Origin of the sequence: Janthinobacterium amylolyticum (assembly GCF_051380655.1) — a bacterium.
Lineage (GTDB): Bacteria > Pseudomonadota > Gammaproteobacteria > Burkholderiales > Burkholderiaceae_D > Janthinobacterium.
Map to the genome: position 1 here is coordinate 384,898 of NZ_JBNYXL010000002.1, position 26,435 is coordinate 411,332.

A 26,435-nucleotide genomic window follows, 5' to 3' on the forward strand; every position below is an offset into this window, starting at 1 on the left:
GGCGGTGAAGTGGTAGCCGGAAATGAAAAAACCCGCCGCTGCGCAAGGCAAGGGCGGGTTGTTCATCCTGCAGATTCTTGGTGGTGATAGGTGGACTTGAACCACCGACCCCAGCATTATGAATGCTGTGCTCTAACCAACTGAGCTATATCACCAAACAGACCGGTCAGACCGGATGCTGGTTTTGACCAGTAAAAAAACTGATCGATGTTCTTTGGTGGTGATAGGTGGACTTGAACCACCGACCCCAGCATTATGAATGCTGTGCTCTAACCAACTGAGCTATATCACCCAACAGCCGAGCATTATCCAGTCTTCCGATTTCCTTGTCAATGCTGGCGCAAAAAAATGTGCGGATTTTTCTGCGCGCGCATCGGTGGTGGTTACTTTAGCAATGGCTGGATTTGCGCCAGCATGGTCGCGGCCGGGTCAGGGCCCAGGCAGTCGATGACGATGCGTTCAGGCATCGAGCGCAACCAGGTGAGTTGGCGCTTGGCCAGCTGGCGCGTGGCGATGATGCCCGTCTCGCGCAAGGCGGCGCGGTCGATGCGTCCGTCCAGGTAATCCCAGGCCTGGCGGTAGCCGACGCAGCGCATCGAGGGCAAGCCCGGATGCAGGTCGCCGCGCCTGCGCAACCCATCCACTTCATCGAGCAGCGCGTCGTTTTTCAGCATCACGTCGAAGCGCGTGGCGATGCGCGCGTGCAGCACGGCGCGGTCCGACGGCTCCAGTGCGAACGACTGCAGCTGGAATGGCAGCACGGTCTTTTCGCGGCGGTCCAGCAGGGCCGACATGGGCTGGCCGGACAGGGCGATGATTTCCAGCGCGCGGCCGATGCGTTGCGCGTCCTGCGGCGCCAGGCGCGCCGCCGTGATGGGATCCTGCTGGGCCAGGCGCGCATGCATGGCAGGCCAGCCGATGGCGGCCGCGTCTTCTTCCAGCCGGGCGCGCAGCACGGGATCGGCGCCCGGCAAATCGTCGAGGCCATCGGCCAGGCCCTTGAAGTACAGCATGGTGCCGCCGACCAGCAGCGGCAGCTTGCCGCGCGCGGAGATCTCGCTCACCAGGCGCAAGGTGTCGTTGCGGAACTGCGCCACGGAATACGCATCGAGCGGGTCGATGATGTCGATCAGGTGATGCGGTACCTGGGCCAGTTCTTCCTTCGACGGCTTGGCCGTGCCGATATCCATGCCACGGTAGACGAGGGCGGAATCGACGGAGATGATCTCGGACGGGATGGCCTGGGCGATGGCCAGCGCGCTGGCCGTCTTGCCGCTGGCCGTGGGACCCATGATGGCGACGGCCAGGGGGAGGTGTGGGGTGTTTAGCATATTGATTCTTTAAGGTGATGCGTAGGTCGGATTAGCACAAGCGTAATCCGACGTGATGCCGCCGCTGCAGTGTCGGATTACGCTGCGCTAATCCGACCTACTGTCCCTACTGTCTATTGGCCGCGCAGGAATAATTTGTCGAGCGCATTGATCTCGACCTGCACCCACGTGGGCCGGCCGTGGTTGCACTGGTCGGCGCGTTCCGTGCTCTCCATCTGGCGCAGCAGGGCGTTCATTTCCTGTACCGACAGGATGCGGTTGGCGCGCACGGCCGTGTGGCAGGCCAGGGTGCCCAGCAATTCGTTCTGGCGCTCGATCAGCACGCGCGAACCGCCGTATTCGCGCACGTCGCGCAGCACGTCGCGCGCCAGGGTTTGCGCGTCGGCGTTTTTCAGCAGGGTCGGCACGCTGCGCACGGCCAGCGTCGTGGGCGACAGGGCGGCGATATCGAAGCCCAGCGCTTTTAAGGTGTCCTGGTTTTCATTCGCCGTCGATACTTCAATGGCGTCTGCATAGAAAGTGACGGGGATCAGCAAGGCCTGCACCTGCATGTCCTGGCCCGAGACCTGCGCCTGCAGCGCGTTTTTCAGCTGTTCGTACAGGATGCGTTCGTGCGCCGCATGCATGTCGACCAGCACCAGGCCCTTGGTGTTTTGCGCCAATATATAGATGCCATGCAGCTGGGCCAGGGCAAAGCCCAGCGGATATTCTTCGCGCGCCATGGCTTCGGGCGAGGCGATATACGGTTCCACCTGCGTGATCGGCGAACTGGCCGCGCCGCTGCCGCCGAACAGGGCGCCATAGGCTCCCGTGTCCTGCGCCACGCCCGGTGCATCGGCAAAGAAGGGCCGCGCCGCGCCGGGGGAGGCGGGGGCGTAGGTGTTTGTAAACTGGGCGCCGAACGACGTTTGCGTCTGTTCGCGGCGCCAGATGCCGGGTCCACCCAAACCCGCACCGGCGCTGTCACCGCTCAGGGTGGCGGCGGCAGGCAAGGGCGCCGGCACGCTGCCGAAGGCCGTGGCCGAGGTTTGCGCCAGTGCGCGCTGCACCGCGTGGAAAACGAACTGGTGCACGGAGCGGCTGTCGCGGAAGCGCACTTCGATCTTCGACGGGTGCACGTTGACGTCGACCAGGGCCGGGTCGAGGTCGAGCGCCAGCACGTACGATGGAAAACGGTCGCCATGCAGCACGTCCTGGTAGGCCATGCGCACGGCGTGCACCAGCAGCTTGTCGCGCACGAAGCGCCCGTTCACATAGAAGAACTGGCCGTCGGCGCGGGCCTTGGAGGCCGTTGGCAAGCCGGCAAAGCCGTGCAGGCGCAGGCTGCCGGCCGATTCGTCCAGCGCCAGGCGTGCTTCGGCGAAGTCGTTGCCGAGGATGTGCGCGCTGCGCCTGGCCAGTTCGCTGATATTCCACTGGTCGATGGTGCGGCCGTTGTGCGACAGCGAAAACGACACGTCCGGCCGCGCCAGCGCGATGCGGCGCACGACTTCGGCGCAGTGGCCGTATTCCGTCTGCTCGGATTTGAGGAATTTGCGCCGCGCCGGCGTATTGAAATACAGGTCCTGCACGTCCACCGTGGTGCCGTGCGCGCCCGACGAAGGCGAGACGCTGCCGTTGTGCGAGCCGACGATTTCCCACGCATGGGCCGCGTCCATCGTGCGCGAGGTCAGCGTAACGGCGGCCACCGACGCGATGGAGGCCAGCGCCTCGCCACGGAAACCCAGGGTGCCGACGTTTTCCAGGTCGTGCAAGGAAGCGATTTTCGAGGTGGCATGGCGCGCCAGGGCCAGCGGCAACTGTTCCTTGTCGATGCCGCGTCCGTTGTCCGTGATGGCGATGCGTTTCACGCCGCCTTCTTCCAGGCGCACCGTGATCTGCGTGGCGCCCGAGTCGAGGGCGTTTTCCAGCAGCTCCTTGACCACGGCAGACGGCCGCTCGACCACCTCGCCGGCGGCGATTTGCGAAATCAACTGGTCAGGCAGGGCCTGGATCGGGCGGCGGGGCGTGATGGGAGCGTTCATCCCCAGATTATAGCGGGTTCGCAAGGGGAGGCGCTGCTGTGCTGATGCCTGAAACCCAAAACGAAAGGCTGGGGTCGTACCCTCAGGGTACGGCCCCGGAACTTGGACTTCGGTTCGGCTTACTTCCCCGCCTCCCGCACGGGAATCGCCGCGCTGCACACGTCGATATGTCCGGCCGCCACCTTGCTCCACGGGCCGCCGCGGTTGCGCTGCGCTTCCAGCACGGCCTGGTAGGCGGCGCTGTCCGTGCGCATCACTTCCAGCTTGGCGCGCTGCTCGGGCGGCACGTCGGCGGCCAGGCGGATGGCCTTGATCGGCACGCTTTTTTCGGGGCTGTCATAGAAGCCCATGGGCGCCGTGCCGCGCGGCAGGGTGGACAGCAGCGGCATGCCGGCGACGACCCGGCCGATGACGGTGATGTCGCGGTCCAGGTGGCGCGGCGACTGGCCGATGACGGCATACAGTTCCGTGCCGCCGCCGCTGTCGCTGGCATTGTCGCGGCCCACGCCCACGGTGGCGTAGCAATGCGTGAGCCAGGCCGTGCCGGTTTTCGGGTCGCGCGCGGAAGGGAAACCGTTCGAATGGCCCACTTGCGGCGCGTAGCCGTCCACGTCCGGCAGGCGCGTGAAGCTGCTGACGTTTTTCAGGGGCACCGTGAATTCGCCGGGCAGGGTGCGCCGGGCGTGCTGGATCGGTTTCGGGTTTTTCTCGTTCGGATCGCCCCACTGCGCCACCCAGTTATCCTGGACGCGGTTGATGGCCAGGCCGTCGTAATACTGTTCGGCCACCAGCGCCTTGATGTTGGCCACGTGTTGGGGGGCGAATTCGGGCGCCAGCTCCATCACCACGCGGCCGGCAGGGATTTCCAGGTACAGGGTGTTGTCCGGGTCCAGCGCGCGCCAGTCCGATGGTTTCGATGCCTTGATGGCGTCGGCGACGCTGGCCTTGGCGGGCAGCTCGGCGGGCGCCTTGATCCGGATGGGCGCCGCGTGGGCGGGCAGCTGGGCCAAGCCCAGTACGGCGGCCATGGTCAGGCCGTTCAGTCGATGCAGATACATGGTCTCTCCTGGTCGGCGCGGGTTGTGCCGGTCAGAAAGTGTATATCAGATTGATAATGTTTCGATGAAAAAACCTTGCGTATTGTCATGCTCCGCAGCCGGTGGCGACGAAGGCATTCCTTAACCTTTCCTTAAAACGCCACGGCCGCACGGGCGCCGCATAATTAATCACAAAATATCGGCGTGGGGACTGCCGTTGCGCTGGCCGGGTGGTGTATGATTCCGCCGCTACCTTTAGGGAAAAATATATGGATTTTGTGCAATTCCTCGACATGATCGTGCATGTCGACAAGACGCTGGGTATCTTGATCGAGCAGTACGGCACCCTCGTGTATGCGGTGCTGTTTGCCATTATTTTTTGTGAAACAGGCCTCGTGGTCCTGTTTTTCTTCCCGGGGGATACCTTGCTGTTTATCGCCGGCGCGTTTTGCGCGACGGGACAGATGCATCTGGGCTTGCTGATCTTCCTGCTGGTCACGGCCGCCATCACGGGCAATACGCTCAATTACTGGATAGGCGAAGCCATCGGACAGAGGGTGTTTACCCACGACTACCGCTGGATCAACAAGGATGCCATGCGCCGCACGCATGAATTCTTTGAAAAGCACGGCGGCAAGACCATCATCCTGGCGCGTTTCGTGCCGGTGGTGCGTACCTTCGCGCCGTTTGTTGCCGGTATTTCCGACATGACGCATGCGCGCTTCCAGATGTATAACGTGACGGGCGCCCTGCTGTGGGTGGTGGGCCTGGTGACGGCTGGCTACTTCTTCGGCAACATCCCGTGGATCCGCGACCACCTGACCCTGATCGTGCTGATCGGTGTCGGCGCCGCCGTCGTGCCGGTGGTACTGGGCGGCATGTGGAAACTCTACAAGCGCATGGTTGGCAAGTCGGCCTGAGGCCGTGCGCTGTATTGATCCAGGGCAAACACGCCGCGGCACCGCCCGCGGCAGCCCTGGACCGGTTTTTCTCTTCCGTATTGCTGTTTTCCTCCTGCTCTGATTCAAGTTTTGTTGCTTTCGAGCCGTAAACCAGAAGGTATTCTTACTTTCTGGATTTCCATGCGACATTTGAGCGCCCTGTTAGCTTGCAGCCTTGCCGTGGTCACGGCGATGGCCAGCGCCAAAGATGCCCCCGCTGCGGCAGCTGCCGCCGCATCCGTGCCGGCGAGCGCCCCCATGTCGGCGTCGGCGCGCGCGGCCGCCATGAAAACCCTGACCGAGTCTGTCAAGGGCAAGGAGGCCAAGGCGCCCGTGATCGTGGCGCCCACGGCGCGCGAGAAGGAAGAGGCGGCCGAAGTCGACCTGTCCGAGCGCATTGCCGCGCGCCTGGCGGAAATGCGCGCCACGCAGGCGGCCCGCGCCGCTGCCCGCGCCAAGCGCGCCGCCGTGGTGAAGGCGGCGCCACCGCCGCCACCGCCCGTGCCGCGCGGCACGCACTGGTCGTACGAGGGCGACAGCGGTCCTGCCAACTGGAGCAAGATCAATGTGGACTGGGCCAAGTGCGGCAACGGCAACCGCCAGTCGCCGATCGACATCCGCGACGGCATGAAGGTGGAACTGGAACAGATCAGCTTTGACTACCATCCCTCGTCGTTCAGCGTCGTCGACAACGGCCACACGGTGCAGGTGGGTGTCAGTGGCGGCAATTACATCACGGTGCAGAACCGCATGTTCGAGCTGCAGCAATTCCATTTCCACCGCCCGTCCGAAGAGCGCATCAACGGCAAGGTGTTCGAGATGGTGGTGCATCTGGTGCACCGCGACGCGCAAGGACGGCTGGCCATCCTGGCCCTGCTGCTGGAACGCGGCGCGCCGCAGGCGACCATCCAGACCGTGTGGAACAACCTGCCGCTGGAAAAATTCGAGACCATGCAGCCATCGATCCTGCTCGACCCGGCCGAAATGCTGCCGGCGCGGCGCGACTACTACACCTATATGGGATCGATGACGGAGCCGCCGTGCAGCGAAGGCGTGCTGTGGATGGTGATGAAGCAGCCGGTGCAGGCATCGGCGGCGCAGATGGCGCTGTTCAGCCGTTTGTATCCGTTGAACGCGCGCCCGATTCAGCCCACCAATGGCCGCATCATCAAAGAGTCAAACTGAAGCGGGTTCAGACCCGGCGGGACTGACCTCAATGCGCTGGCGGCCGACCCACTCGGCGCCAGCTGCCAGCGTATCGGGCTGGATCAGCGCCGGCTCGATGCAGATGAAGCGCGGCTGCTCGTCGCCTGCCAGGTCGGGCAGGGCGGCGGCGTCCTGTGCGCCTGGATTCCACACGACGGCATCCGTGAAGCCCTGCTGCTCCATGCGCAGGGTATGGCTGCCGGCCTGCAAGGCCAGCGCGCCGGGCAGCTGGTAGTAGATGCGGTCGAGCTTGTCCGCAAACTGCAGCAATTCTTCCGCTTGCAGGGCATCCTGCGGCGTCTCGTCCGAATAGCGCACGCGTTGCAGGCCTTTGATGCGCGCCTGGCCCAAATCATCGATCGCAAAATAGGTATGCAGGGCCGCCGAGAACGGGAAGGCCTGCTCGCCCGTGTTGTGTACGGACAGGCTCAGGTCCAGCGCGCATGCCTTGACGGCCACGCGCAGGTGCAGGGTAAAGGCGTATGGCCAGGCGGCGGCGATCGCCTCCGGCAAGTCGGATTGTGTCAGGCAAAATTGCGCCCATGCCGCGCCATCGGTTTCGCCGCTGGCCGACAGCTGCCATGTTGCCACGCGCGCAAAGCCGTGGCGCATGCCGCTGCCGCGTGCGCCGAACTGGGGGAAGATCACGGGCACGCCGCCACGGATGGCGCGGCTGCCATCGAGGGCGGAATCGCGGCTGCAGAACAGGCGTTCCTGGCCATCGCTGGTTTGCCACGAGACCAGGTGGCCGCCGTACAGGGTGACGGTCGCCTGCGCGCCATCGGCGGCACGGATGGTCACGGCCGGCAATTGGCCAAAAGTGCTGTTGCGCATGCGGGTGTCCATGTCAGGTCAAACGGCTTTTCGCCAGCGGCGGATTCTTCGCGAAATAATTCTTGATGCCCGTGACGATGGCATCGGCCATCTTGTCCTGGTAGCCGTTGTCGGTCAGCTTGGCTTCTTCTTCGGGATTCGAGATAAAGGCCGTCTCGATCAGGATCGAAGGAATGTCGGGCGCCTTCAGCACGGCGAAGCCGGCCTGCTCGACGGAACCCTTGTGCAGGCGGTTGATGCCGCCGATTTCGCGCAGCACGGCGGCGCCGAGCTTCATGCTGTCATTGATCTGCGCCGTCGTCGACAGGTCGAGCAGCACGCTGGCCAGCTGCTTGTCGTGGTTTTTCACGTTCACGCCGCCGATCAGGTCGGCCTGGTTTTCCTTGTTGGCCAGCCAGCGCGCAGCCGTCGAGGTAGCGCCTTTTTCCGACAGCACGAAGACGGAGGAACCGCGCGCCGTCGGCTGGATGAAGGCATCGGCATGGATCGAGACGAACAGGTCGGCCTGGACCTTGCGCGCCTTTTCCACGCGCATGCCCAGCGGGACGAAGAAGTCGGCGTCGCGCGTGAGCATCACGCGCATGTTCGGTTGCAGTTCCAGCTTGGTTTTCAGGCGCTTGGCAATGGCCAGCACCACGTCTTTTTCACGGCTGCCACGGCTGCCCATGGCGCCCGGATCTTCACCGCCGTGGCCGGGGTCGAGCGCGATGGTAATCATGCGCACCACTTTCTGGCCTGGCAGGGGGCGCGCCTCGGGACGCTGTTCCGGACGCACGTCGGGCACGGGCGGCACGACGGCCACCACCGGCGGCGCGACGGCCACGGGCGGCTTGCCGCTCTCGGGCAGCGGCAGCGCGGGCGGCGGCGTATGCGTGTCGGACATCAAAGGCTTGGCCGGGTCGCTGGACCAGTCGCCTTTTTCGATCATTTGCGCGATCAGGTCCGGCTCGTGCACTGGATACAGGTCGAAGATCAGGCGGTGATTGTAGGAGCCTGCCGGCGGCAGGGTAAACAGCTGCGGCGTGACTTCTTCCTTCAGGTCGAACACCAGGCGCACCACGTTGGGCCGGTTCTGCCCCACGCGCACCTGCTTGATATAAGGGTCGTTCGACTGGATCTTCGCCACCAGGCCTTTCAGGGTGGGATTGAGTTCCAGCCCTTCGATGTCGACCACCAGCCGTTCCGGGTCCTTGACGATGAAGTGGGTCGCCTTGAGGATGCTGTCGTTTTCCAGGGTGACGCGGGTGTAGTCCTCGGCCGGCCAGACGCGCACGGCGAGAATTTGCGCCGCCATCGCCGACATGGGCGCGAACACGGACAACAGCAGGGTGCCGCCGGCCTTGAGGACCGTGCGCCGGGTGATGGGCGAGGAAATCAAAGGTTCGGGGCGAATTTGAGACGGTGAAGGCATGACAGACCCAATTCAGAAGACGCTTGCAATTCTACATCACGGCCTGTGCCCGCAACGTTCAAATAAATATTCAGGTCGGCCGGCGGCAGCACCGGTTCGGCTTTTTCCGGCCATTCGACGATGCAGATGTTGTGGCCGTCGAAGTCTTCGCGAAAGCCCGCATCGAGAAATTCCTCGGCGCTGCCCATGCGGTACAGGTCGAAATGGATGACGTTGACGCTCTGGCCGTCGAGCTGCACCGTGTACGGTTCGGACAGGGTATACGTGGGACTCTTGACGTTTCCCGCATGGCCGGCCGCATGCAGCAGGGCGCGCGTGAGGGCCGTCTTGCCGGCGCCCAGGTCGCCGTGCAGGTAGATCGCCAGGCCGGGCGCCAGCGCGCGCGCCAGTGCGGCGCCCAGCGCGGCGGTGCCGGCTTCGTCATGGAGGTGGGCTGTGAAGTGTTCGGTCATTGTCTTCGGTATCGCATAAAATGGAGGCTCATGTCATTGTAACCGCCCGCGTCCCCGCCGTTTCGCTTAAAGTCCCCTGAAAACCCCTATGTCCGCCACTGTCACCGATCTTGAACTCCTTGCGCGCTCCATCAAGCAATGGGGGCGCGAGCTGGGATTTGCCGAGGTGCGCATCGCCGATGTCGACCTGTCACACATGGAAGCGCCCTTGCAGGCCTGGCTCGATGCAGGGTATCACGGCGAAATGGATTACATGGCCAGCCACGGCATGAAGCGTGCGCGCCCGGCCGAACTGGTGCCGGGCACGGTGCGCGCCATCAGCGCGCGCATGAACTACCTGCCGCCGGCGCTGGGACCCGAGTGGCGCGCCCACGAAGCGGCGCGCGATGCCGATCCGGGCGCCGCCGTGATCTCCGTGTATGCGCGCGGCCGCGACTATCACAAGGTGATGCGTTCGCGCCTGCAGCAGCTGGCCGAGCTTATCCGCGGCGAGATCGGCGACTTCGGCTACCGCGTCTTCAGCGATTCGGCGCCCGTGATGGAAGTCGAACTGGCGCAAAAGGGGGGCCTGGGCTGGCGCGGCAAGCACACCTTGCTGATCAACCGCCAGGGCGGCTCCTTCTTTTTCCTTGGCGAGATCCTCGTCGACGTGCCGCTGCCGGTCGATGCGCCGGAAACGCCGCGCTGCGGCCAGTGCTCGGCGTGCATCACGGTGTGCCCCACGCAAGCCATCCTGGGGCCGTACCAGCTCGACGCGCGCCGCTGCATCTCCTACCTGACGATCGAATTGAAGGGCGCCATCCCTGTCGAGATGCGCGCGCTGATCGGCAACAAGGTATACGGCTGCGACGATTGCCAGACTGTCTGCCCGTGGAACAAGTTCGCCGAGCGCGCCGTGGTGCCCGATTTCGACGAGCGCCACAGCCTGGGCAGCGCCGGCATGGTGGAGCTGTTCGCCTGGACGGAAGAGGAATTCAACCGCCGCATGGAAGGCAGCGCGATTCGGCGCATCGGCCACGAACGCTGGCTGCGCAACCTGGCCGTCGGCATGGGCAATGCGGCCGCCAAGGCCAAAGGCCAGCCCGACATCGTCGCGGCCCTGCTGTCGCGCCGCGAGCACCCGTCGGCCATCGTGCGCGAACACGTCGAATGGGCGCTGGCGCTGCACGGCATCGCCTAGCGTTTTTCAGGCCTGCTTCAGGCGCAGGGCCGACCATTCCCCGTCGATGGCGACCATCGCCACGCTGTCTAGTCCCAGCACCTGCGCATAGGAGCGGATGTCGTCGCGGCCGATATCGCTGCCCGCCTTGAGCCCGCCCTTGCGGTACGCCACCCACAGGGCGCCGCCGCTGAGCAGGCGCGCCTGCGCCATTGGCAGGTACTGTTCCAGTTGCGCGCGGCTGCGCGCAAACACCAGCAGCCAGTCGGCGCTGGCGTTGTCACCTACCCGCTTTTCCGCCGGCAGCTGCGCCAGCAATTGCCCATGGTCGCCGCCTTCATTGAGCACGGCCAGGGCTGTCGCGTTCTTTACATACATTTTTTCAGCAACGGTTTTGTCAGGCATGGCGGTGGCATGTGGATGGCGGGAAAGGCGAGCATAACAAATTTCTCCTTGACTTATCGATATATCGTTATAAAATGTCCTCACCTACTAACGATATATCTTTAAAGAGAAAACATGAGAAACTCACACCACACAGAACACGGCCACGGCGGCCATCATCACGGCCATTGCGGCCAGCACCACCATCATCACGGCGAGCATCGCCACGAACGTCACGACTACGCCATGCACGGCCGCGGCCCGCGCGGCTTTGACGAGCGTGGCGACGGCATGGGCCATGGCAGCCCCGGTGGACGGGGGCGCGGCGAACGGGCCGAGCGCGTCTTTGGCCGCGGCGACCTGCCGCTGATCGTGCTGGCGCTGATCGAGATCAGTCCCCGTCACGGCTATGAAATCATCAAGGCCATCGAAGAGCGTTGCGGCGGCGCCTATGCCCCCAGCCCGGGTGCCGTCTACCCGACCCTGACCTTGCTGGAAGAACAGGATTACGTGACGTCCAGCGAGAGCGCCAGCGGCAAGAAGCTCTACACCATCACCGACCTGGGGCGCGCCTACCTCACGGAAAACCGCGCGCAGGTCGACGGCATCCTCGAGCGTCTCGACATGTTCGCCCGCATGCAGGCGCGGCGCGCCCTGCCCGAGCGCGTGCACCAAGCCATGCATGCGCTGAAACATGCGCTGCTGCAGAACAAGAGCAACTGGAGCGACGCGGAAGCCGAACGCGTGGCCGCCGTGCTGGAGCAGGCCGCCAGCGCCATCGCCGCCGGCGACTGAGCCCACTTTACAAGGATAAGCAATGACGACTGCACCACAAACAGCATCAGCACCACCACGCCAGCACGCCATCGAGCGCGTGCGCCACGATTTGAAACTGCGCGTCCTGACCGTCGTGCGCACCGAGCAGATCACGCCGCACATGCGCCGCATCACCCTGGCGGGCGACGACCTGGAAGGCTTTGTCTCGCCCGCGTCGGACGACCACGTCAAGCTGTTGTTCCCCGCCCCGGGCGAAACAAAGCCCGTGTTCCCCGTGCTGGGCAACGGAACCAATCCCATCCAGTATGCGCAAGGGGCGCGTCCCATCGCCCGCAATTACACGCCGCGCCGCTATGACGCCGAACGGCGCGAGCTGGAAATCGACTTCGTGCTGCATGGCGATGGTCCCGCGGCCAGCTGGGCGGCGCAGGCGCAGCCGGGCCAGACCCTGGGCGTGGGCGGCCCGCGCGGCTCGATGCTGGTGCCGCTTGATTTCGACTGGTATGTGCTGGTGGGCGACCAGACAGCCTTGCCGGCCATCGCCCGCCGCCTGGAGCAGTTGCCGGCCACTGCGCGCGCGATTGCCGTGATCGAAATCGTCCAGGACGGCGAACAGATCGCGCTCGAATGCGCGGCGCAGCTGGACCTGCGCTGGGTGGCGCGCAATGGCCGCAGCGGCGCCCTGCTGCTGGACGAACTGGCCAAGGTCGCGCTGCCGTCAGGGGGCGACGGTTATGTCTGGGTGGCGTGCGAGCACGCACAGGTGCAGGGCTTGCGTGGACATTTCATCAATGCCGGCGTGCCGAAGCAGCACCTGCATGTGGCAAGCTACTGGAAGCATGGGGTGGAGGAGCACCATGAGCATCACGACGAGTGATCGTGGTGGTGTCGGCTTACGCGCGTTGCGCTAACCCGACCTACGCCGACCTACGCCGGACCTGCATTGCGCAGCATGGCGTAGGTTGGATTAGCGGCGCGCAAGCGCCGCGTAATCCAACATCACCGCTGGCGGCGCGGGGGTGAAAGGGCGCCATGGGCATGATGCTGCGTGATGCCGCGGGTGGTGTCGGCTTACGCGCGTTGCGCTAACCCGACCTACGCCGGACCTGCAACTGGGGCCGGACCCTCAGGGATTCGGCATCCCCGTCCGACCCCGGCGTCAAGAACCTGGGTTTCAGGTCTACTTCAACAACCCCGCCAGTTCCACCGCCGTCTTGACCTGCATCTTGTCGAAGATATGCGCGCGGTGGACTTCCACGGTGCGCATGCTGATGCCCAGCTTGTCGGCCACCACCTTGTTCATTTTTCCCGCCAAGATCAGGTCCAGCACTTCGCGTTCGCGCGATGACAGGGTGGCCAGGCGCGCGTGCACGGCGGCCAGTTCGCCCGCCTGGCGCGAGTTGGCCAGGCCTTGCTGCACGCGGTCCATCAGGTCGTTGTCGTTGAACGGCTTTTCAAAGAAATCAAAGGCGCCCCGTTTCAGGCTGTCGACGGCCATCGGCACGTCGCCGTGGCCGGTGAGGAAGATCACGGGCAGGCGCGCCGTCAGGTCGCGCTTGACCAGCTGGTCGAACAGGGCGATGCCGTTCATGTCGGGCATGCGCACGTCGAGCAGCACGCAGTCGCCATGGGCATCGAAGCTGCCGTCCAGGCTATCGAGAAATTGCTGGGCGCTGGCATAGCTGCGCGCCTCGATGCTGCGCGAGGCGGCCAGCCAGGACAGGGAGTCGCGTACGACTTCTTCGTCGTCGATAATATGCAGCATGGTGTCTCCGGAATGTCGTTATGCGTTATGCGTTATTGGTGAAGGCGAGTGCGGCGCGCGCGGCGCGGCCGGCACGCTGAACGTAAAAATGGTGCCGCCGGCGGGGTTGGCGCTGAAGGTCAGCGCACCGCCATGAAATTCGATGGCGGTGCGGCAGATGTTCAGTCCCATGCCCATGCCTTCGGACTTGGTCGAGAAAAATGGCGAAAACAGCCGCTCGGCCACATCCTGCGCAATGCCATGGCCATGGTCGATCACGTCCACCGTCACCATCTCCTGCTGCGCGTCGTGGCTGGCCCGCAGGCGCATGATACGCCGTCCCGGCGCCGCGTCCTGCATCGCCTCGATGGCGTTGCGCGTCAGGTTCAGCAGCACCTGCTCGATCATCACGGGATCGGCGCGCAGCAGCGGCAGGTCGGCCGGGATCTCTTCCTGGATGGTGACATAGTATTTTCGCGCCTGCAGGTCGATCAGCGCGCGGATGCCGTCGATCAGGGTGCGGATGGCGATATCCTGGCGCTGCGGTTCGCTCTTGCGCACGAAATCGTGCACGCTGCGGATGATCTGGCCGGCCCGCTGCGCCTGCGCGCTGGCCTGTTCCAGTGCCGGTTTCAAGGTGTTGGGTTCCACCGGGGCGCCGCTGTCGATGGCGCGGCGGATCAAATTCAACGCGCCCGTCGTGTAGCTGGAAATGGCTGCCAGCGGCTGATTCAGTTCATGCGCCAGCATCGATGCCAGCTCACCCATGGTGGCCAGGCGCGAACTGGTTTGCAGCTTTTCCTGCTGCTGGCGGTTCAGTTCCTCGACCCGCTTGCGGTCCGAGATATCGAGCACGGAACCCATCCAGCCCGTCTGCTGGCCATTCTTGTCCACCAAGGGCGCTTCGAAGATCAGCACGGGCACGCGCGTGCCGTCCGGGCGCTGGAAATAGGTCTCGAACTGCGGTGTGGGGTTGCCCGCCAGCGCCTTGACGAAGCGCTGCTGGTATTCCTCCAGCGCTTCCGGCACCCAGTAGGGCATGGGCGGCAAACGCCCGAGGATTTCCTCGGGCGGATAGCCGACGATCTGGCAGAACGCGGGATTCACATACGTGACCCGGCCTTCCAGGTCGCGCGCGCGCATGCCCGTCACCAGCGAATTTTCCATTGCCGTGCGAAACAGCATCTGCTGGCGCAGCGCGCTTTCGGCCGTCAGGCGGCGCGAGATGTGGCGCCACAGTGCCAGCAAGCTCCACAGCAATCCCAGCGACAGGGCGATGACGGAGCCGACCAGCAGATTGGGCAGCAGCTTGGGCTGGCTTTTCACGCTGTCGGTAAACAGGGTGATGGTGGCGCCCGGCACGTCGAGCGCGCGCTTGTGCGTGTACACGCCGTGGCCCGGGCCGGCGGCGGCGCGCCGCGCCAGCACCTTGTCGTCGCGGTCGATCAGCGAAATCTGGTTATCCTGGGCGAACCACCACGGCACCATTTCATCGAGCAGGCTACTGATCTGGTAGGTAGCCACCAGGCTGCCCACATAGCGCTGGCCATCGAACAGGGGCTGGTGGTAATCCATCAGCATGGCGCCGGGCGGCGCGTCGGGAAAGCCCGTCTGCTGCGACGGCTGGGCGTACTGGCCCCGGTGCAGGCGGCGCGCGTTGTCGGCCGCCGTCAGCGAGGCGGGCGCAAACGACAGGGTGTGCGGCAGGCTGCTGTCGCTGGTGGCCTGCACCTTGCCGCTCGTATCGAGCCACAGCACGCGCTGCAGTTCGCGGCCATTGCGCAGCATCTGCTGCAGCCGCTCATGCACTTTTTCCACGCCCAGCGAACCGCTGGCGATGTCGACGCCCAGGTTGAACAGGCTTTCCTCGTTGCGCGCCAGCTGGAAGCGGATGGTCTGCTCGACCCACAGGGTATCGGCGATCAGCTGCTCCTGACGCTCGTTGCTTTCCATCTGGCGCGCCTGCCAGGGCAGCCAGAACAGGATGGAAAGAAACAACAGCAGCAGGATGACGGGCAGCAGCCAGCGCACCGGGCTGGAGAGCTTGAAGCGGCGCGCAAGGGTGGGGGAAGTCGGCATGGCTGGCAGGGTAGCGGCTTATCGGGAAGCGGCTATTGTGGTTAACCACAATAGCCGTGGCAGTTTCTTTGGCACAATATCCAAGTAGACAAATAATAAAGTTTTTTAAAAACCACTCAGGAGACAAAAATGCAACTGCCACAAATGAAAACCCTGTTCGTCGCGCTGTGCGCAGCCATCGGCGCCACCGCCGGCGTGCACGCTTACGCGCAAGCGCCGATCGTCATCAAATTCAGCCACGTCGTGGCCACCGACACGCCGAAAGGCCAGGCCGCCGAGCGCTTCAAGCAGCTGGCCGAAAAAGCCACGAACGGCAAGGTCAAGGTCGAACTGTACCCGAACAGCCAGCTGTACAAGGACAAGGAAGAACTCGAAGCCCTGCAGCTGGGCGCCGTGCAGATGCTGGCGCCCTCGCTGGCCAAGTTCGGCCCGCTGGGCGTGAAGGAATTCGAAGCGTTCGACCTGCCTTACATTTTCCCTACCAAGACGGCGCTGTACAACGTTACCGAAGGCGAAATCGGCAAGAGCCTGCTGAAAAAACTCGAACCCAAGGGTATCACGGGCCTGGCCTACTGGGACAACGGCTTCAAGGTGATGTCGGCCAACAAGCCGCTGCACAACCCGGCCGACTTCAAGGGCCTGAAAATGCGCATCCAGTCCTCGAAAGTGCTCGACGCGCAGATGCGCGCGCTGGGCGCCAACCCGCAGGTGCTGGCCTTCTCGGAAGTGTATCAGGCGCTGCAGACGGGCGTGGTCGACGGCACGGAAAATCCGCCATCGAATATGTACACGCAAAAGATGCATGAAGTGCAAAAGCACGTGACCGTGTCTAACCACGGCTACCTGGGCTATGCCGTCATCGTCAACAAGAAATTCTGGGATGGCTTGCCGCCCGATATCCGCGGCCAGCTGGAAAAAGCCATGCGCGAGGCGACCACGTTTGAAAAAGCCATCGCCCAGCGCGACAACGACCAGGCCCTCGACGCCATCAAGAAAGCCGGCAAGACGCAGATCTATACCCTGACGGTGCAGGAACAGGCCGAATGGCGCAAGGCGCTGGCGCCCGTGCAGAAAGCCATGGAAGCGCGCATCGGCAAGGATCTGATCTCGGCCATCAACAAGGAAAGCGCGAAGTAATCGTGCTGGCCGCGCCACCCGGCGCGGCTGCCAGGGGCATCCCTGTCTTTCTGCAGCAACGGCACCTGCGCGTCCTGCGCGGGTGCCAGCGTACCCGCATTCTTTGAAAGTCCACCATGAAATTTCTGGATCACCTGGAAGAGTGGCTGATCGCGACCCTGATGGGCGCGGCCACCGTCATCATCTTCGTTGCGGTCGTGCACCGCTACCTGGCAGGCTTGCCGATACCGGGCCTGCAAGACTTCCTGATACAAATCAATACCAGCTGGGCCCAGGAACTGTGCATCTACATGTTCGTCTGGATGGCCAAGTTCGGCGCCGCGTATGGCGTGCGCACGGGCATCCACGTGGGCGTCGATGTGCTGATCAACCGCATGAACCCGCGCTGGCGCGACCGTTTCATCGTCTTCGGCCTGGCCGCCGGCGCCCTGTTTACGGGCATCGTGGGGACCTTGGGCGCCAGCTTCGTGTGGTCGATCGGCCACACGGACCAGACCTCGGCCGACATGGAAGTGCCGATGTGGCTGGTGTACCTGGCCGTGCCGCTCGGTTCCTACCTGATGTGCTTCCGCTTCCTGCAGGTGATGGTGCATTTCATCAAGACGGGCGCCTTGCCGAAACACGACCACTCGCACGTCGAGGGGCTGGAAGATGAATTGACGGCGGAAGAAAAAGGAGCCAAGGCATGAATGCGCTGATTATTTTTGTATTGCTGCTGGCGCTGATGCTGACCGGCATGCCGATTTCCATTTCGCTGGGCCTGACGGTACTCACGTTCCTGTTTACCATGACCAGCGTGCCCATCGAATCGGTGGCCCTGAAGATTTTCACGGGCATCGAAAAGTTCGAGATCATGGCCATCCCGTTCTTCATTTTGGCGGGTAACTTCCTCACGCATGGCGGGGTGGCGCGGCGCATGATCAACTTCGCCAGCTCGATGGTGGGCCACTGGCATGGCGGCCTGGCGCTGGCAGGCGTGATGGCCTGCGCGCTGTTTGCCGCCGTCTCCGGCTCCAGTCCCGCCACCGTGGTGGCGATCGGTTCCATCATCCTGCCGGCCATGGTCAAGCAGGGCTATCCGCGCGGCTTCGGTGCCGGCGTCATCACCACCTCGGGCGCGCTGGGCATTTTGATACCGCCATCGATCGTGATGGTGATGTATTCCGTCAGCACGAACACTTCCGTGGGCAAGCTGTTCATGGCGGGCGTGATTCCCGGCATGATGCTGGCCATGCTGCTGGGCCTGACGACGTGGTTTTTGGCGCGCAAGCACAACTATCCGCGCATGAAAAAGGCCAGCTGGGGCGAACGCTTCGTCACCTTCAAGAAGAGCGCCTGGGGCCTGCTGCTGATCGTCATCGTCATGGGCGGCATCTATTCGGGCGCCTTCACGCCGACGGAAGCGGCCGCCATGGCTGCCGTGTACGCCTTCATCATCGCCGTCTTCGTCTACAAGGACTTGAAGATCAAGCAGGTGGGCAAGGTCTTGCTGGACTCGGCCGCCATGTCGGCGATGCTGCTGTACATCATCACGAATGCCGTGCTGTTCTCGTTCCTGATGACCAGTGAAAACATTCCGCAGGCCATGGCCGAATGGATCACGGGCAAGGGCCTGGGCGTGATCAGTTTCTTGCTGGTGGTCAACGTGCTGCTGTTGTTGGCTGGTAACGTGATGGAACCGTCGTCCATCGTGCTGATCATGGCGCCGATTCTGTTCCCCGTTGCCATGAAGCTGGGCATCGATCCCGTGCACTTCGGCATCCTGATCGTGGTCAACATGGAGGTGGGCATGTGCCATCCGCCCGTGGGCTTGAACCTGTATGTGGCGTCCGGCATCACGAAGATGGGCATTTCCGAACTGACCGTGGCCGTGATGCCGTGGCTGCTGACGATGCTGGCCTTCCTGGGCTTGATTACCTACGTACCACAAATCTCGCTGTGGCTGCCAAATTTAATTTACAACTAAAGTAACTGTCCCCGTCATGGTGCAAAAAAAGTCGATCCGGCCGAATAAATGCGCTATGATGGGCGGCCTTACGGGGAAACACGTATAAGCATATGCGCCCTGGTAGCAAGGCCGCGGTACAGAATTGGTTATCAGGTTGGTGGGGGAGTGGTCCATAAAAACGGTATTGATACCGGGGATATATTGAGGAGACACACGTTTCACAGAAGTTGTTGAGTCATAGCTGTCTGCGGCCACAAGCCGGCACCGGCGGACCCAAACGACCGGGAACGTGAAGCAATATTTGAAGCGCACCGACTGGTGCGCTTTTTTTTCGTCCCGCGACATGGCCGCCGGTAGGGGGAAAGACGGTGCATAATCGTCACGGCATGTCCGTTTTGGTGCATCCGGTTGTATATTTGCCACACTTGACCTTTGATTAGCAGATGAAAAAACAACAAGGCAGCGAGCTGTTCACGGCCATCGTGGCCGCGCCCTTTGGCGCCATGGGCGTGCGCACGGAACATGGTCTGCTGCGCGAGCTGGTTTACCTGCCGCCGCACTTCCTGGAAAAGGACGCGCAGGATGCCGTGTCGGCACAGGCTTGCGTGCAGCTGGCACGCTATTTTGACGACCCCGATGCGCTCTTCGACCTGCCCCTGGCCGAGATCGGCAGCGTCTACCAGCAAAAGGTCTGGGCCGCCATCGCGCAGATCCCGCGCGGCCAGGTGCGCACCTACGGCGACGTGGCGCGCTTCATTGGCTCGGCGCCGCGCGCCGTGGGCCAGGCCTGCGGTGCCAACTGGTTTCCGCTGGTGATACCGTGCCACCGGGTCACGGCCGCTGGCGGCCTGGGCGGATTTTCCCACCACGACGACGCGGACGGATTTCACCTGGGCGTGAAGCGCTGGCTGCTGGCGCATGAAGGCGCGGGGGGATACGCATGATGAACAGCCTGCTGGCGCCCGACAACGCCACCCTGATCGATGAATTCTGCGACAGCCTGTGGCTGGAAGACGGCCTGTCGAAAAATTCGCTCGATGCCTACCGGCGCGACATGCGTTTGTTTTCTCGCTGGCTGGAAGTGGCGCGTCCCGGGCGCGAGGGCCTGTACGAAGTGTCCACGGCCGATATCGAAGCGTATTTCGCGGCCCGCCACGACGAAAGCAAGGCGACGTCGTCGAACCGGCGCCTGTCCGTGCTCAAGCGGTTTTACCAGCTGGCCCTGCGGCACAAGCACATTGCCGCCGACCCGTGCCTGAAGATGGTCTCGGCCAAGCAGCCGGCGCGCTTCGTGCATACCTTGAGCGAGGCGCAGGTGGAAGCCTTGCTGGCGGCGCCCGACGTCAGCACGCCGCTGGGCCTGCGCGAACGCACCATGCTTGAACTGATGTATGCGAGCGGCTTGCGCGTGTCGGAACTGGTGGACTTGCAATCGGTGGAGCTGAGCCTCAACGATGGCGTGCTGCGCATCACGGGCAAGGGCAGCAAGACGCGCCTGGTGCCGTTCGGAGAGCAGGCTCGGCTGTGGATCGAGCGCTACCTGAAGGAAGCGCGCGGCGTGATCCTCGACGGGCAGATGGACGATGCGCTATTCGTTACGCGGCGCGGTGGCGCGATGACGCGGCAGATGTTCTGGGTCATCATCAAGAAGCACGCGCTGCACGCGGGCATCACGGCGCCCTTGTCGCCGCATACCCTGCGCCACGCGTTTGCCACGCACTTGCTGAACCATGGCGCGGACTTGCGCGTCGTGCAATTGTTGCTGGGGCACTCCGATATTTCCACCACGCAGATCTACACCCACGTGGCCCGTGAGCGGCTGAAACTGCTGCATGCGCGGCACCATCCCCGTGGCTAAAAACTTTGCGTTTCGCCCAACTGCGTCATAATGTGCCTTATGCGGTTATCTGTAACAATAAAAAACTAAAGAGGTAGTAAATGGCCAAGACAAATTTCCAATACGAAAAACGGCAAAAAGAGCTGGAAAAGAAGAAGAAAGCCGAGGAAAAAGCCAGGCGCAAGCTGGAAGCGAAAAACAATCCGAAGCCGGCCGATGGCAGCGAAGGTGACGAGCCTGAAGCGGACGATGCCGACGTCGACGTCGACGTCGACGTCGACGCCGATCCGGCCGCCGAAGGCGACGCTCCCGCCCAGCCGCAGTAATTCTCCGTTCCTGATGACCGGTGCGGTATTGCCGCACCGGTATCGCCTCGTTCTCTCTTCCCCCCGCTACAAGCTTGGCCGTTGGCCGATGGCCAGTTGCAGCTGCGTGCTGGCGATGGCGGCATCGGCGCACGCCTGCAGATAGCCTTGATACGCGTCGTCGGCCGAGCGCTGCGCCGCCAGCCATTCCAGCAGCGAAGCATTGCCGTTGAAGTAGGACAGGCGCATGCCATCGACGACCTTCTGCGCGTCGAGCAGCACGCCGTCGCGGTAGCGCGCCAGCCGTTCCTGCGCCGAGCGCGATTGCCGCTGCGCCGTGCGCACCTGCGTTTCCGCCGCCAGTTCCGCCTGGCGCAAGGCCAGCATGGCCTGCGTCACGCCTGCTTCCGCCTGCACCACGTCACCGTTGTCGCGCCGCGACAGGGGGATGGGAATGGCCAGCGAGACGGACAGCGCGCGCGAACGGGGCGCACCATCGACCGCATCGCCATTGCCGTCGATGCCATCGCGGTAGCCGCGCGCCGCCGACAGGCCTACCGTTACCGTCGGATCGACGGCGCGGTTGGCGCGCACCAGCGCCGCGCCATCGCGCAAGTTGTCCAGGGCGGCGCGGGCGATGCGCACGTCGCTGCGGGCGTTGAGCGCCTGCGGCACCAGCACGCTGGCGTCCTTGTCCGAGCCTGCGTACGCGGCGAAGTCGCAGGCCAGCTGCGCCTGCGGGAACAGGCTGTCGAGTTGGCGCCCCAGGGGCGGCGACAGCTCCAGCATGGCGCTGTCGGCCTCGCTGCGCGCCTGTGCCAGCTCGGCCTGGAACTGGTCGCGCTCCACGCGCGACTGCAGCAGTTCGATGCCGCCCACGTCGCCCGCCTTCAGGCGCACGCCATTTGCTTCCACCACTTTTGACAGGGCCGCCATGGTCTGCTCCTTGCGCGCCACGACGTCGCGCGTGCGGCACGCTTCGGTGAACGCCGCCGCCGCCGCCGCATACAGATCGTTCCTGAAGCCGGCCACCGTTTCCTCTGCCAGCACGACATTGCTGTGCGCCGCCTTGATGCGCGCGGCGCGCTTGCCGCCCGTCTCGATGGCCATGCTGAGTGCCGGCGTCCACGTGACGGGACGGTGCGGCAGCGCGTGCACGGTTTCGCGCGCGGCGCCCAAGGTGAATTCCGGATCGGGGCGCAGGCCGGCCATGCCGATGCCGGCCCTGGCCGAGACGACGCCTTGCTGCTGCGCCTGCAGTTCCAGGCTGTGGCTTTCCACGGCGGACAGATAGGTGTCAAAGCTCAACGGAGTGGCAAGGGCGCCGGGCGCGATCAGCCAGGCCGCCAGCAGTACATTACAACGTGTCATGGGTTTCTCCTTCGGTATGCTTCTGGCGTTTTTGCAGGTGCGCCTCGATCAGGTAATACAGGGCCGGCAACAGCAGCAGGGTCAATGCCGTCGCCGTCACCAGGCCGCCCACCACCACGGTGGCCAGCGGGCGCTGCACGTCGCTGCCCAGGCCTGTCGCCAGCATGGCCGGCGTCAGGCCCAGGGCGGCCACGGTGGCCGTCATCAGCACGGGACGCATGCGGTCGCGCGCGCCTTCCAGCACGGCCTCGCGCAGGCCTTTCCCTTCGTCGCTGCGCAGGCGGTTGATCTGCGCCAGCATCAGCACGGCATTGAGCACGGCCACGCCGAACAGGGCGATGAAGCCGACGGCGCTCGACACGTTCAGGGTCATGCCGCGCAGGTGCAGCGCGGCCAGGCCGCCCAGCATGGCCAGCGGCACGGCCAGCAAGACCAGCGCAGGCTGGCGCAGGTTGCGGAACTGGCAAAACAGCAGCAAAAACATGGCGCCCAGCGTCATGGGCAGGATCAGGGCCAAACGGCTTTGCGCGCGCTGCAGGTTCTCGAACTGGCCGCCCCACTCGACGGTGATGCGCTGGTGTTCATCTGCCACGGCTTGCGCCACCAGCGGACGCGCCTCAGCCAGGAAACCGGCCAGGTCACGCCCACGGGCGTTCAGGCGCACGATGATGTGGCGCCGTCCCATCTCGCGCACGATCACGCTCTCGCCCGAGGTGGTGCTGATGCTGGCTACTTGCGCCAGCGGTACCTGGGCGCCATTCGCGGCGGTCAGCATCAGGCTGGCGATGGCGTCGGGGCTGGAACGCACGGCCGGCGGGAAGCGCACGGCGATGTCGTAGCTTTTCTCGCCCACGTAGACCTGGCCGATGGGCGCGCCGCCGATGCCGGTGGAAATCAGGTCGGCCACGTCGGCCGCATTGATGCCGTAACGGGCCGCCTTGGCGCGGTCCAGTTCCACCTTCAGGTTGGGCAGCGGCGGCTCGACGTCCACGGCCACGTCGGAAGCGCCCGGGACAGTCTTCAGGACATTGGCTACCTTGCCGGCGATGCGCCGCACTTCATCGAGGTCGTTGCCGAAGATTTTCACCGTCAGGTCGCTGTGCGCGCCCGACAATTTATCCTGCACGCCGTCGATCATCGGCTGCATGAAGGCCACTGTGAAACCGGGCATGCGGGCGAAGCGCTCGTTCATTTTGGCGATCAGCTGCTGCTTGCTCATGCCAGACTTCCAGCTTTTGTACGGATGCAGGCCCACGCTGGCCTCGATGTGCGACGGTGTCCAGTAATCGGTGCCATCGTCGTTGCGGCCCGTCTGCGTGACGATGGTCGACACTTCCGGAAATTCCAGCGCGGCGCGGCGCAATTCGCTGGCCATTTCGGACGCCTTGTCCAGGGTGATCCCGGGCGGCATCTGCACCTGCAGCCACAGCGAACCTTCATCGAGGTAGGGCAGGAAATCGCGGCCGATGCCGGCGCCCAGGATGGCAAGCGCTGCGAGCGATCCTGCGCACACCATCGCCACCCAGCGCTTCCTGCCCACCATGCGCTCGAGGAAGCGGCCGTACGCGCCCGCCAGCTGATCGAGCACGCGGTTGTGCGGCATGCGGCGCGGCTTGCGGAAGGCCAGCCAGGCCAGGCCAGGTATCAGTACCAGCGCCACCACCAGCGCGCCCACCAGCGCCGCGCCCACCGCATACGCCATCGGCGAAAACAGCTTGTACTCGATGCGCTGGAAGGCGAACAGGGGCAGGTAGGCGGCGATGATGACGGCCATGCCGAACATGATGGGGCGCGCCACTTGCAAGGTGGCGCCGATGGCGTCCTGCAGGGAGAGCGGCCGTTCCTGCTCGCGTTCACGGCGGCGCAGTATGTTTTCCAGCACCACCACGGAACCGTCGACAAGGATGCCGAAGTCGATCGCGCCCAGGGACAGCAGGTTGGCGGGAATCTTGAAATGGTGCATGAAGATGAAGGCGATCAGCAGGGCCAGCGGAATCGTCAGCGCGACGATGGCGGCCGCGCGCGGGCTGCCCAGGAACAGCAGCAGCACCAGGGCGACGAGCAGCATGCCTTCGCCCAAGGTATAACTGACCGTGTGCAGGGTGGCGTCGATCAGCGAACTGCGGTCCAGATAGGGCACGACCTGCACATCCTTCGGCAGCACGTTGGCATTCAGATCGTCCACGGCCGCATGGATGCCCGCCAGCGCTGCGGACGGGTTGAAATCCTTCAGCAGCAGGGTGATGCCTTCGATGGTGTCGGGATTGTTGTCCTTGCCGAGGATGCCGCGCCGCTCGACGTTGCCGTACGCGAGCTTGCCCAGGTCCTTCACCAGCACGGGCACGCCGTCCTTGCTGCTGACGACGACGTTGCCCATGTCGTCGAGCGAATGCAGCAAGCCGACGCCGCGCACCACGTACGATTGCTGGCCGCGGTCAATGACGCTGCCGCCGCCGCTGATGTTGTTGGCGTTGATGGCATCCTTGACCTGTGCCAGCGAGAAGCCGTAGCTGTCGAGTTTTGCGGGATCGAGTTCCAGCATGAATTGTGTCGTCAGGCCGCCGAAATTGCTCACGTCCGCCACGCCGCGCACCTGCTGCAGGCGGGGGATCACGGTCCAGAACTGCAACTCGGACAGTTCGCGCAGGCTGCGCGTTTTCGACTCCAGCGTGTAGCGGTAGATCTCGCCCGTCGGCGACGTATACGGATCGAGTCCCGGCTTGGCGTCGTACGGCAGATTCACGCTGGCCAGGCGCTCCTGCAGCCGCTCGCGCGTGAAGTAGCCGTCGCTGCCATCTTCGAATACCACCGTGATCAAGGACAGCGCGAACAGGCTGCGCGTGCGCAGCACATGCATGCCCGGTGTGCCCAGCAGGGCGCGTTCGAGCGGGATGGTGATCTGCTGCTCGATTTCCTCGGCGCCCAGGCCCGGCACCTGCGTGACGATCTGCGAGGTGACGTCGGCGATGTCGGGATAGGCTTCGATGGGCAGCTGTTTCCAGCTGTAGACGCCGTAGGCGGTGACGAACAGCAGGACCAGCCAGACGATGCCGCGCCGCTGGCAGCAGGTGGCGATAAAACGGTCAATCATTGAGCAGCACTCCTTCCTTGACGACGATGCGTTCACCGGCTTTCAGTCCCGCGACGATTTCCACCTGCCCGCCATGGCTGGCGCCCACTTCCACCGTGCGCGGCGCGAACAGCAGCGGGCTTTTTTCCACCATCACGCGCGTCGACAGCCCGCTTTGCAGCACGGCCGCCGCCGGCACGAGGATGGCGCGGCGCGGGGCGCCGGCAAAGCCCGCGTGGGCGAACATGCCCGGCTTGAAGGTGCCGGCCCGGTTGTCGATGGCCACTCTTACCTTCACCGTGCGCGTCTCCACATCAAGCACGGCGCCCACGTATGCCACCTTGCCGTCGAAGCTTTTGCCCGGCCAGGCATCGACCGCGATGCTGGCCTTTTGTCCCACCGCCAGCTGCGCCAGGTCGCGCTCGGCCACGTTAGCCGACAGCCACACGGTGGACAGGTCGGCCACTGTCATGACGGGGGCGTTGATATCGTTCCAGTAGCCGCCCTGGGCGCCGTCCATGGCGATTACGGTGCCGGCGATGGGCGAGCGCAGCACATAATCGCGGCGGGCGCGGCGGGTCCCGCTCACGCCGGCGCCGTACTGCGCCAGCTTGTCGGCGCTGGCTTGCGCATCGCTGTGGGCTTGCTCGAATGCCGTTTGCGCCGCCTCGTATTCCTTGCGCGCGGCGATCTGCGCCTCGAACAGGGTTTTCTGGCGCTCGAGTTCCTGGCGCGCCTGCTGCAGGGCGGACTTCGCCTTGCTGTCATCCGCGTAGGCGGCACTCAGTTCCGCCGAATCGAGCGTGAACAGCGGTTCGCCCGCTTTCACGCTGTCGCCCAGTGCGCGCTGCAAGCGCGTGATGCGCCCGGCCAGGGGCGGCGTGATTTTCACCAGCTTTTCCGGCATCGCCTCGATGCTGCCCGGCGCCTGCGTCAGCGTGGCGATGTCCTGCTCCAGCGCGGGCGCGATGTGCAGGCGCTGGCGCAGCGGCGACATCTTGTCGACGGCGATGCTGCCGTCGTCCAGGTGGCGTGCCTGGGCAGACGCTGATGGCGTGGCCGCCGCCGTCGGTTTGGCGCAGCCGGCCAGGGCCGAGCAGCTGATGGCCACGGCGAGCGCGCAGCAGGCGCCCAGGGCGTTGGGGGTGGTCGTGTTCATCCCGTGTTTCCTTGTTGTTGGTGGTGAGGAGGCATGCGTGGATGCCATGCCCAGGCGGGCGGTCAGGGGGGGCGCTGGCGGCGGCAGGAGAGCGGTGCCACTACAACGCCGGAAAAGCATAGCAAGGTGCTCCTGAAGAAGCGCCCAAGAACGCCTGAATCATTCTTCAGGTTCGGTGCGCGCACGCTGCGGCGCGGTAAAATGCCGGCATGGGAACACGGCAAAATAG

At 64.3% G+C, this 26,435-nt stretch carries 23 protein-coding genes and 2 tRNA genes; 11 read left to right on the forward strand and 14 right to left on the reverse strand.

All coding sequences use genetic code 11. From position 1 onward, the window contains the following. Positions 1-78: 78 nt before the first annotated feature. The 5 genes from ACQ4WR_RS05310 to ACQ4WR_RS05330 all read right to left on the reverse strand — a co-directional run bounded on the left by ACQ4WR_RS05310 (position 79) and on the right by ACQ4WR_RS05330 (position 4,413). Positions 79-155: transfer RNA gene (locus ACQ4WR_RS05310), tRNA-Met, on the reverse strand. Positions 156-215: 60 nt separating this feature from the next. Further along, positions 216-292 (reverse strand) — tRNA-Met (locus tag ACQ4WR_RS05315). Positions 293-383: 91 nt separating this feature from the next. Continuing rightward, positions 384-1,331 (reverse strand): tRNA (adenosine(37)-N6)-dimethylallyltransferase MiaA, encoded by a 948-nt coding sequence (gene miaA, locus ACQ4WR_RS05320; RefSeq protein WP_102298803.1) that lies wholly within the window; start codon positions 1,329-1,331, stop codon positions 384-386. Positions 1,332-1,444: 113 nt separating this feature from the next. Next, positions 1,445-3,355 carry a DNA mismatch repair endonuclease MutL gene (mutL, locus tag ACQ4WR_RS05325; protein ID WP_436485759.1) on the reverse strand — a complete coding sequence of 637 codons (1,911 nt, stop codon included), beginning with the start codon at positions 3,353-3,355 and terminating at the stop codon, positions 1,445-1,447. A gap of 119 nt (positions 3,356-3,474) precedes the next feature. Further along, positions 3,475-4,413, reverse strand: coding sequence for a peptidylprolyl isomerase (locus tag ACQ4WR_RS05330; protein WP_102298800.1), 939 nt, complete (start codon positions 4,411-4,413; stop codon positions 3,475-3,477). Between the two features lie 248 nt (positions 4,414-4,661). On the opposite strand from ACQ4WR_RS05330, the gene ACQ4WR_RS05335 reads away from it, so the two are divergent. After that, positions 4,662-5,312 (forward strand): VTT domain-containing protein, encoded by a 651-nt coding sequence (locus tag ACQ4WR_RS05335; protein ID WP_071322095.1) that lies wholly within the window; start codon positions 4,662-4,664, stop codon positions 5,310-5,312. Between the two features lie 162 nt (positions 5,313-5,474). Then, positions 5,475-6,518, forward strand: a complete 1,044-nt coding sequence (locus ACQ4WR_RS05340; RefSeq protein WP_436485762.1) for a carbonic anhydrase — start codon at positions 5,475-5,477, stop codon at positions 6,516-6,518. Here the strand turns inward: ACQ4WR_RS05340 and ACQ4WR_RS05345 are convergent. Genes ACQ4WR_RS05345 through tsaE form a run of 3 tightly spaced genes read right to left on the reverse strand, consistent with a single transcriptional unit; the run spans position 6,510 to position 9,236 of the window. Next, complete coding sequence (locus ACQ4WR_RS05345) at positions 6,510-7,373, reverse strand: D-hexose-6-phosphate mutarotase (RefSeq protein WP_436485764.1); 864 nt, start codon at positions 7,371-7,373, stop codon at positions 6,510-6,512. The genes ACQ4WR_RS05340 and ACQ4WR_RS05345 overlap by 9 nt on opposite strands. A 13-nt stretch (positions 7,374-7,386) precedes the next feature. After that, a complete protein-coding gene (locus ACQ4WR_RS05350; RefSeq protein WP_436485766.1) occupies positions 7,387-8,784 on the reverse strand; it encodes an N-acetylmuramoyl-L-alanine amidase in 1,398 nt (465 codons plus the stop codon). Beyond that, the gene (gene tsaE / locus ACQ4WR_RS05355) at positions 8,748-9,236 is read right to left on the reverse strand and encodes a tRNA (adenosine(37)-N6)-threonylcarbamoyltransferase complex ATPase subunit type 1 TsaE (protein WP_102299329.1); all 489 of its coding nucleotides are present in this window, start codon (positions 9,234-9,236) and stop codon (positions 8,748-8,750) included. Before tsaE ends, ACQ4WR_RS05350 begins: the two co-directional genes overlap by 37 nt. A gap of 88 nt (positions 9,237-9,324) precedes the next feature. Here tsaE and queG point away from each other — a divergent pair, with 88 nt between their 5' ends. Then, on the forward strand, positions 9,325-10,416 hold the full coding sequence (queG, locus tag ACQ4WR_RS05360) for a tRNA epoxyqueuosine(34) reductase QueG (RefSeq protein WP_436485768.1): 1,092 nt from the start codon (positions 9,325-9,327) through the stop codon (positions 10,414-10,416). A 6-nt stretch (positions 10,417-10,422) separates the two neighbouring features. Here the strand turns inward: queG and ACQ4WR_RS05365 are convergent, their stop codons facing one another. After that, entirely contained in the window at positions 10,423-10,800 is a 378-nt protein-coding gene (locus ACQ4WR_RS05365) for a DUF3052 family protein (RefSeq protein WP_436485770.1), read from the reverse strand. Positions 10,801-10,914: 114 nt separating this feature from the next. Between ACQ4WR_RS05365 and ACQ4WR_RS05370 the strand changes: the two genes are divergently transcribed. Further along, positions 10,915-11,574 (forward strand): PadR family transcriptional regulator, encoded by a 660-nt coding sequence (locus ACQ4WR_RS05370; RefSeq protein ID WP_436485771.1) that lies wholly within the window; start codon positions 10,915-10,917, stop codon positions 11,572-11,574. 22 nt (positions 11,575-11,596) lie between these two features. After that, entirely contained in the window at positions 11,597-12,433 is an 837-nt protein-coding gene (locus ACQ4WR_RS05375; RefSeq protein WP_436485773.1) for a siderophore-interacting protein, read from the forward strand. Between the two features lie 303 nt (positions 12,434-12,736). On the opposite strand, the gene ACQ4WR_RS05380 is transcribed toward ACQ4WR_RS05375, so the two are convergent. Both ACQ4WR_RS05380 and ACQ4WR_RS05385 read right to left on the reverse strand, forming a co-directional pair. After that, on the reverse strand, positions 12,737-13,321 hold the full coding sequence (locus tag ACQ4WR_RS05380; protein ID WP_102296709.1) for a response regulator transcription factor: 585 nt from the start codon (positions 13,319-13,321) through the stop codon (positions 12,737-12,739). 18 nt (positions 13,322-13,339) lie between these two features. Continuing rightward, the gene (locus ACQ4WR_RS05385) at positions 13,340-15,379 is read right to left on the reverse strand and encodes a PAS domain S-box protein (protein WP_436485775.1); all 2,040 of its coding nucleotides are present in this window, start codon (positions 15,377-15,379) and stop codon (positions 13,340-13,342) included. Positions 15,380-15,523: 144 nt separating this feature from the next. Here ACQ4WR_RS05385 and ACQ4WR_RS05390 point away from each other — a divergent pair, with 144 nt between their 5' ends. From ACQ4WR_RS05390 to ACQ4WR_RS05415, 6 genes are all read left to right on the forward strand, one after another. Next, on the forward strand, positions 15,524-16,516 hold the full coding sequence (locus ACQ4WR_RS05390) for a TRAP transporter substrate-binding protein (protein ID WP_102296718.1): 993 nt from the start codon (positions 15,524-15,526) through the stop codon (positions 16,514-16,516). A 116-nt stretch (positions 16,517-16,632) separates the two neighbouring features. Then, a complete protein-coding gene (locus ACQ4WR_RS05395; protein WP_436485777.1) occupies positions 16,633-17,205 on the forward strand; it encodes a TRAP transporter small permease in 573 nt (190 codons plus the stop codon). Then, on the forward strand, positions 17,202-18,482 hold the full coding sequence (locus ACQ4WR_RS05400) for a TRAP transporter large permease (RefSeq protein ID WP_034746868.1): 1,281 nt from the start codon (positions 17,202-17,204) through the stop codon (positions 18,480-18,482). The genes ACQ4WR_RS05395 and ACQ4WR_RS05400 overlap by 4 nt, the downstream gene beginning before the upstream one ends. A gap of 425 nt (positions 18,483-18,907) precedes the next feature. Then, complete coding sequence (locus ACQ4WR_RS05405) at positions 18,908-19,408, forward strand: methylated-DNA--[protein]-cysteine S-methyltransferase (RefSeq protein WP_436485779.1); 501 nt, start codon at positions 18,908-18,910, stop codon at positions 19,406-19,408. Next, positions 19,405-20,322, forward strand: coding sequence for a site-specific tyrosine recombinase XerD (gene xerD / locus ACQ4WR_RS05410; RefSeq protein WP_436485781.1), 918 nt, complete (start codon positions 19,405-19,407; stop codon positions 20,320-20,322). Before ACQ4WR_RS05405 ends, xerD begins: the two co-directional genes overlap by 4 nt. Positions 20,323-20,402: 80 nt before the next feature. Beyond that, a complete protein-coding gene (locus ACQ4WR_RS05415) occupies positions 20,403-20,627 on the forward strand; it encodes a hypothetical protein (protein WP_436485783.1) in 225 nt (74 codons plus the stop codon). Positions 20,628-20,693: 66 nt separating this feature from the next. Here the strand turns inward: ACQ4WR_RS05415 and ACQ4WR_RS05420 are convergent, their stop codons facing one another. Genes ACQ4WR_RS05420 through ACQ4WR_RS05430 form a run of 3 tightly spaced genes read right to left on the reverse strand, consistent with a single transcriptional unit; the run spans position 20,694 to position 26,206 of the window. After that, positions 20,694-21,977: a TolC family protein gene (locus ACQ4WR_RS05420; RefSeq protein ID WP_436485785.1), complete on the reverse strand. Its 1,284-nt coding sequence runs from the start codon at positions 21,975-21,977 to the stop codon at positions 20,694-20,696. Further along, positions 21,964-25,068 (reverse strand): efflux RND transporter permease subunit, encoded by a 3,105-nt coding sequence (locus ACQ4WR_RS05425; RefSeq protein WP_436485787.1) that lies wholly within the window; start codon positions 25,066-25,068, stop codon positions 21,964-21,966. The genes ACQ4WR_RS05420 and ACQ4WR_RS05425 overlap by 14 nt, the downstream gene beginning before the upstream one ends. Next, a complete protein-coding gene (locus ACQ4WR_RS05430; RefSeq protein ID WP_436485789.1) occupies positions 25,061-26,206 on the reverse strand; it encodes an efflux RND transporter periplasmic adaptor subunit in 1,146 nt (381 codons plus the stop codon). Before ACQ4WR_RS05430 ends, ACQ4WR_RS05425 begins: the two co-directional genes overlap by 8 nt. Positions 26,207-26,435: the final 229 nt, after the last annotated feature.